7 protein-coding genes are annotated in these 6,810 nt (G+C 72.2%); 4 read left to right on the top strand and 3 right to left on the bottom strand.

The window, feature by feature from the left end; translation table 11 throughout:
• The 3 genes from FZC61_RS22300 to FZC61_RS22290 all read left to right on the top strand — a co-directional run.
• On the top strand, window positions 1-852 hold an 852-nt coding region (locus FZC61_RS22300), incomplete at its 5' end, for a transposase (protein ID WP_211357400.1).
• A gap of 239 nt (window positions 853-1,091) precedes the next feature.
• Entirely contained in the window at window positions 1,092-1,568 is a 477-nt protein-coding gene (locus FZC61_RS22295; protein ID WP_148616468.1) for a GNAT family N-acetyltransferase, read from the top strand.
• A 61-nt stretch (window positions 1,569-1,629) separates the two neighbouring features.
• Window positions 1,630-2,031 (top strand): hypothetical protein, encoded by a 402-nt coding sequence (locus tag FZC61_RS22290; RefSeq protein ID WP_148616467.1) that lies wholly within the window; start codon window positions 1,630-1,632, stop codon window positions 2,029-2,031.
• A gap of 95 nt (window positions 2,032-2,126) precedes the next feature.
• Here FZC61_RS22290 and FZC61_RS22285 read toward each other — a convergent pair whose 3' ends face one another.
• Entirely contained in the window at window positions 2,127-3,443 is a 1,317-nt protein-coding gene (locus tag FZC61_RS22285) for a DUF222 domain-containing protein (RefSeq protein ID WP_148616466.1), read from the bottom strand.
• Window positions 3,444-3,606: 163 nt separating this feature from the next.
• Here FZC61_RS22285 and FZC61_RS22280 point away from each other — a divergent pair, with 163 nt between their 5' ends.
• Window positions 3,607-5,031, top strand: a complete 1,425-nt coding sequence (locus FZC61_RS22280; protein WP_211357399.1) for a hypothetical protein — start codon at window positions 3,607-3,609, stop codon at window positions 5,029-5,031.
• Here the strand turns inward: FZC61_RS22280 and FZC61_RS22275 are convergent.
• Both FZC61_RS22275 and FZC61_RS22270 read right to left on the bottom strand, forming a co-directional pair.
• The gene (locus FZC61_RS22275; protein ID WP_148616465.1) at window positions 5,010-5,828 is read right to left on the bottom strand and encodes a 2-phosphosulfolactate phosphatase; all 819 of its coding nucleotides are present in this window, start codon (window positions 5,826-5,828) and stop codon (window positions 5,010-5,012) included. The genes FZC61_RS22280 and FZC61_RS22275 overlap by 22 nt on opposite strands.
• Window positions 5,815-6,789 carry an NADPH:quinone oxidoreductase family protein gene (locus FZC61_RS22270; RefSeq protein ID WP_148616464.1) on the bottom strand — a complete coding sequence of 325 codons (975 nt, stop codon included), beginning with the start codon at window positions 6,787-6,789 and terminating at the stop codon, window positions 5,815-5,817. The genes FZC61_RS22275 and FZC61_RS22270 overlap by 14 nt, the downstream gene beginning before the upstream one ends.
• Window positions 6,790-6,810: the final 21 nt, after the last annotated feature.

The following is a 6,810-nucleotide window of genomic DNA, read 5'->3' as shown; positions in this document are numbered from 1 at the left end:
ATCTGCGACAAGGTCGCCGCGATCCAGCAGATCCGCGACCTGCTGGAGTGTGTGTGGCCCGCCGCGCTCCAGAGTGCTGCGCAGCCGTTGAAGTCCCAGACCTGGCTTGCTGCGCTGACGGTGGTGATGTGCCGCGATGGCGGCGACCTGGCCCGGACTCGACGACTCGGCGCCAGGCGGTTCGAAACCGCAGTGCGACGCGAGATCACCAGGCGGGGCTGGGCAAAGCCCTGCCTGCGGATCGTGCGGGCCATGTTCGGCGCACTGACTGACGAGGCCGGTGTGATCGCGCACCGTACCGGTGTGTTCGAGCGGATCGGGTGGCTCATCGAGGACTTCGACACCGCGGTAGCCAAGCTCGCAGTCGTCGAGACCCGGATGGTCGCCACGCTCGACGAACTGCAGCTGACCGACCTGGTCTGCTCCATCGAGGGCCTGTCACCGGTCGGTGCTGCAGCGATCCTCGCCGAGACCGGCGACCTGTCCCGGTTCGCCAGCGCCCGCGCGGTGGTCAAGCACGCAGGACTTGCACCCAGGGAACGAATGTCGGGGACCTTCACCGGCCGCGCACGCCTGGGCGGTGCCGGCCGGCCAGGGCTGCGGGTCGCAGCCTGGCGTGCGGTGTGGGGTGCGCTGCACAACAACGGTGTCTACGCCGAGCGGTACCGACACCTCACCACCCGCGAGGACAACCGGCTCAAGCCCACCCAGGCCCAGACCGTCGTTGCCGCAGCGATCCTGCGCCAGCTCCACGCCGTGGTCACCACCCGCACCGCCTGGGACCCAGACATCGCCCGCTACGGCCTCCTCGCCGCCACCCGCGCGACCGGCGCCACCACCGCGGCCGCCTGACCACCACCTCGTCGCGTCAGGCGCGACGCCCACAAGCAGGGCCGGGGACCAGCCTTCTGCGGCATCGAGAATCAACAGCTCGTCGACCATCACAGGCCTCCCGGCCCGTCGTCACCACAACCCGATCACACGCTGTCGAGCCACCAAGCTCCATTACCGCTATGCAGGGAAACGACGACAACGCTTGACGCAGAACGCCTTACGCTGATGGTCGGGCGCTCAAGTTGCATACTGCTGACGTGCTGACGACGGCTCGGATGCGGATTCGCCCCTTCAGCTGCGATGAGGTGTCCGATGCAACCGACGCCATAGGGCTGCTCGCCGACACCGACGAGCAAAACCGCGAGTGGATTTCCCGCCTCGGCGTTGAGCACCAACGCGTGCACGGGTACGCCTACTGGCAGTGTCGCGATAAGGAGACGGGCCAACTGTTGGGGTTTTGTGGCTGGCGGGAACACGACCTAGGCGCATCGCTCGGCTACGCCTTCGCCGAACCCACTCGGGGCAATGGATACGCGACGGAGGCGGCCTGCGCTGTCGTGCCGTGGGGCGTCGCGAACATCGGCGTGAAACGCCTGTACGCGAGCGTCAGACCACCGAACCCGGCGTCGTGCAAGGTGTTGGAACACGCTGGCATGACCCTCATCCGGGAGTACGAAGACGCGAATGGCCCGCGCTTGATTTACGCACTTCCGGGTCGCTCACCGCTGCCGTAGACCCGCCATGGCTCCGCCCGGACATCGGCATGGTCGCGCGGATGCAAGCCATGATGCGGTCATGCCCTTCGTGACTGGTGGTGTTCTCGGTGAGTGGGGGCCGCCCAAGCAGGCGGTCCAAGTTGTGCAGCGAGAGATACGCGCCTTCAACGGACGCCAGTCTGAGGACGACTTCTGCGTTGACCTGGCGTTCCTGACTTGGCACAACCACCGAGAGCCGGATGAGCCCGTTGGCGTCACACCTGGACCCGTGGGTCCTACGCAACGTCGCTTCGTCGTTTGGCACTCGGTGCCCCAAGGGCTCGCTACTCCAGGGGAAGTTCGAGCATGGCTCGTGGACGCGCTTGTGGAAACCGAGCGACTCGTCCGTGAGTACCTGCCGACCAAGTCGACGTCGTACCCCTCGGAGCAGTTGGCCGACGAGGTGGCGACGCTCAGGAAGCACCTAACTGCCGACGAGTGACCGCCCGACTTTCGGCATGTGCGGGCGCATCGGCCTCGCCCCCGAGCAGCGGGCGCGGGGACGCGACCCACGCTCGAGGAGAGCGACCAGGCCGATCACGCCACCAGCGTCCACACCCCCGGGCGCGTCTCGACGCAGCGCGGCTGACGGGTCGGTGGTGCGCACGAGTCGTAGGTGTGGCCCGTGGGTGTGGTGATCTCGACGGTGTGACGCGGGCCGGGTCGAGGGCGCGCGGTCCAGCCGTGGGCCTGCTTGGCGTGGTTGTGGGCCTCGCAGAGGCCTTGGCCGTTGTGGGCGCAGGTGGCGCCGCCCAGCGCTGCGTCGCAGACGTGGTCGGCGTGGCGGACGGGGGCGTCGCACCAGGGGAACCGGCAGGTGCGGTCGCGCAGGCGGAGGAACAGCTGGAGGCCCGCGGGGAAGAAGCGGGCCACGGAGTCCATGGAGACGAGGGCGCCGGTCGCCGGCTCGGCGTAGAGGCGGCGCAGCCACTCGGCGTGAGCAGCGAGCTCACGAGCCAGGTCGGCGGGCACGGGACCGTAGCCGTCGACGTGGGCCGCCTCGTCACTCTGCCCGGTCAGCACGCTGTCGGGCACCACCAGGTTGACGGTGACGCCCACCCCACCCGCTACGCCGCCCACCCCGTCGCCGGCGGGCTCGCCCTCAGCGGGGTCTGTGCGGCCGGTGATGCGGGCGACGAGCAGGTCGGCCATCAGCTGGCCGCGACTGCGGCCGTCGCCGGCGGCGATCGCGGCGCCGGCCGCGGCACGCAGCGCTGCGTAGACGCCGACGCCGTCCTTGACCGGCAACAGGGCGGACAGCCGGGTCATCACCTCGGGCGCGGGGCGCACCGAGACGTGGCGGTCGGACTCGGCCCGCGCGCGGCGCTCGACGAAGGACTCGAGGTCGAGACGGTAGGCGAGCTTCTTGGCCTCGGCGACGATCTCGCCGTCGCCCAGCGCGGCGAGCGCGTCGGGGTCGCCGGCGAGCAGCAGGTCGACCGCCTGCCGGTGCTCGAGCGACAGGCAGGCGGTCTCGCGGACGAGCAGGGTGGCGCGCCACTCGGAGACGTGGCCTGAGCGGAACGCCGCCGCGGTGTGGGGCATCTCGTCACGCAGCACCTTGGCGAGCCCCAGGTGCTGGGTGCCGAGGTGGACCGACTCGCGCCGCGCCAGGGCGACCTGCGCAGCCACCCCTCGACCGCGGCGCGCGGCGGCGACCCCGCGCTCGGCGTCGGCCATGCGCACCGACGCGTCGAGGTCGGCGGCGATGCGGCCCTGAGCCGCGGCGGCGACGTTCTTGAGGCGCTCGAGCGCGTCGATCAGCTCGATGCGGCCCCGGTCGTCGAGGTCGAGCGGCGACGCGGAGAGGCGCGTGGCCAGCGCCACCACCTGCTCAGCGTCGGTCCCGATCATGTGTTCTATTATAGACGGGGGCACCGACAAGCCGCTTCCATCGACTCGCCGCTCCGCGACCGCTCTGCCCGACTTCCGAGGCCCGACCCACGGGTGAGCAGCACCGCGCCGGCCGGGTCTAAGGTGTGACGGGCACCACACCTCCACCTCTCGGGAGCACCACGTGAAGACTGTTCGCCGTCCCCTCGCCGCGCTGTGCGGCACCGTCGCGCTCACCGCGTCCCTGACCCTGGCCCCCGGCGGGCCCGCGGCCGTCGCCGACCGCAGCGACCCGGTCGCGCCCGCCACAGCGGTGCCCGACGACCAGCCGCTGCCCGGCTACACGATCAGCAACCCGCCCCTCGCGCCGCTGCAGGTCGGCGGGGGCACCACCCGCGTCTTCCAGGGCGTCACCCAGCACGCGGCGTACGACGTGGAGGTGCCGCCGCGCTGGAACGGCGAGCTGGTCATGTGGGCCCACGGCTACCGCGGCACCGGCAAGGTCCTCACGGTCGACGCCCCGGGCTACGGCCTGCGCCAGCGCTTCCTCGACGAGGGCTACGCCTGGGCGGCGTCGAGCTACGCCACCAACGACTACAACGTCGCCACCGGCGTCACCACCACCCGCGGGCTCGTCGACGAGGCGGCCGACCTGCTGGGCCGCCGGCCGAGCCGCACCTACCTGGCCGGCGTCTCCATGGGAGGCCACGTCATCGGCCGGTCGCTGGAGCAGTACCCCTCGACGTACGCAGGCGCCCTGCCGATGTGCGGGGTGCTGGGCGACCAGGAGCTCTTCGACTACTTCCTGAGCTACAACCTGCTCGCCCAGGACCTCGCCGACCGCGAGACCTACCCGCCGCCCGCCGACTACCTGACCGACGACGTCCCCGTCATCCAGCAGCGCCTGGGCCTCACGGGCCTGAAGCCGGGCGGGCCCGACACGACCAACGAGGTCGGCGCCCAGCTGCGCGACCTCACGACCGACCTCACCGGTGGCGAGCGCCCCGGCGCCGACCAGGCCTTCTCGGTCTGGAAGGACTTCCTGTTCACCCTCTACACCCCGGACAACGGCGGGCCGCTGCGCGAGAACGCCGGGCGCCTGGCCCAGAACCTCGACACCGTCTACTCCCCCGCGACCCCCGTCGACGTCAACGCGTCGGTGCGGCGCGTGGCCCCCACCGACAAGCGCTCGCGGCGCACCCACAGCCTCACCGAGGTCCCGCGCATCGAGGGGCGCCCGCAGGTGCCGACCCTGACCCTGCACGGGCTCGGCGACCTGTTCGTCCCGTTCTCGATGGAGCAGGCCTACGCCCGCGAGGTGGGCCGCCACCACCGCTCGGGGCTGCTGGTGCAGCGCGCGATCCGGGCCGCCGGCCACTGCGAGTTCACCCCGACCGAGGTCGGTCGCGCCTGGGACGACCTGACCGCCTGGGTCGAGTCGCGCCGCACGCACGGCCACGGAGCCGTGGCGCGCCCGGCGGGTGACGACGTGCTCGACCCGGCGGTCGTCGCCTCGCCCACGTACGGCTGCACGTTCACCGACCCGACCGGCTACCAGCAGCCCCAGAGCTTCCCGACGCGCCGGCTCTACGCCCCCTGCCCGTCCTGACGCCGGGCGGCGGCGTCGCGGAAGGCGTCGCCGTCCAGCAGGGGCACCACGGGGCTGACGTCGGCCCCCGCGGCGATGCGCACGTCGTCGCCGAAGCCCTTGTCGACGAGCTCCGCCCCACTGGCACAGGCGACCAGCTCCTCATCGAGCCGTGCCCGCACGGCGTCGTGCGCCGCCGCGGCTGACCGCGCCTCCGGCGGCCAGGCCGACATGTCGACAAAGCGACCCAGGTGCGAGAGCACTGCTCCGGCTCCCCAGAGGTCCTCGACCGCGGGCCGCAGCGAGCCGTCGGGCCACCGCTCCCCTGCCGGTACGACGGCCACGAGAGCACCGTTCTCGACCTGCGGTCGGAGCCACTCGGCCACCGCGGCGGCGTTGCGCAGCGACGCTCCGACCACCGCACATCCGAGTCCCGCCAGGGCGAACGCGATCGCCGAGCCGTTGGGCGACGGCAGCACCAGCCGCTCGACGCCGTCGACCGCCGCCATCGCGGCGGGGGACAGCGACACCCCGGCCTGGCCGCGCCGGGCCTCGAGCCGCCCGACCGCGAGCACCGCGTCGCGCTCGGCGGCGTACGCCGCGGCGCCGGAGTCCTTCCAGCGGTAGGGCCACACGGTGATCCCCCGGTCGAGCGCCACCGTCAGCGTCGTGGTGAACGACAGCACGTCGACGACGACCGCGACGTCGCAGCCGGCGGCCACGGCGGCCGCACCGGTGGGACCCCACTCGAGCCGGACGGCGTGGGCCGCCTGGCGGTGGGCGGGGTCGAGCGGGTCACGTGGGTCAGTCGCGGACACGCACCACCGACTTGCCGAGGGTGCGCCGCTCGTCCATGTCGACCAGTGCCTGACCGAACTCCTCGAGCTCGTAGACCTTGCCGACCGGAGGCTTGACGTGACCGGCCTCGATCATCGGCACGAGCCGCGCCCACTGCTCGTGCATGTAGCCCGGGCGCAGCATGGCGTAGGCCCCCCAGCCGACCCCGCGGACGTCGACGTTGTTGAGCAGCAGGCGGTTGACCTTGACCTCGGGGATGCCCGCGCCGGAGGCGAAGCCCAGCACCAGCAGGCGCCCCTGGGTCGCCAACGAGCGCAACGAGTCGGTGAACGCCGGCCCGCCGACGATGTCGGCGACGACGTCGACGCCCTGCCCGCCGGTGAGCTCCTTGACGGCGTCCTTGAACCCGTCGAGCAGCACGACCTCGTCGGCCCCGGCCCCGGTGGCCATGGCCTTCTTGGCCTCGGTGCTGACGACGCCGATCACCCGGGCGCCCATGCCCTTGGCGACCTGGATGGTCGCGGTGCCGAGCCCGCCGGCGGCGCCGTGCACGAGCACGGTCTCGCCGGGCTTGAGCCCGCCGCGCTCGAAGAGGGCGAACTCGGCGGTGAGGTAGTTCATCGGCAGCGCCGCACCCTCGTCGTACGACGTGGAGTCGGGCAGGGCGAAGACCCACCCGGCCGGGATCGCCACCCGCTCCTGCGCCCCGCCCCAGCCACCACAGGCCGCGACGCGCCGGCCGGCTGAGAAGCCCGAGCCCTCGGGGGCCGAGACGACCGTGCCGGCGACGTCGACGCCCAGGGAGAAGGGCATCTCGGGCTTCATCTGGTACTCGCCGCGGCTCAGCAGCAGGTCGGGGAAGCTCACCCCGACCCGGTGCACCTCGATCAGGACGTCGTCGGGTCCGGGCGTCGGCTCGGCGACCTCGGTGACGACGACGTCGAGCGGACCGGTGGGCGTGAGGACCTGGGCTGCGCGCATGGGGGACAAACTAGGCGGTCC

The sequence above is a fragment of the Nocardioides rubriscoriae genome, assembly GCF_008087085.1.
Classification (GTDB): domain Bacteria; phylum Actinomycetota; class Actinomycetes; order Propionibacteriales; family Nocardioidaceae; genus Nocardioides; species Nocardioides rubriscoriae.
Note: the sequence above shows the minus strand (reverse complement) of the source record. Positions and strands in the feature narration are given on the sequence as shown.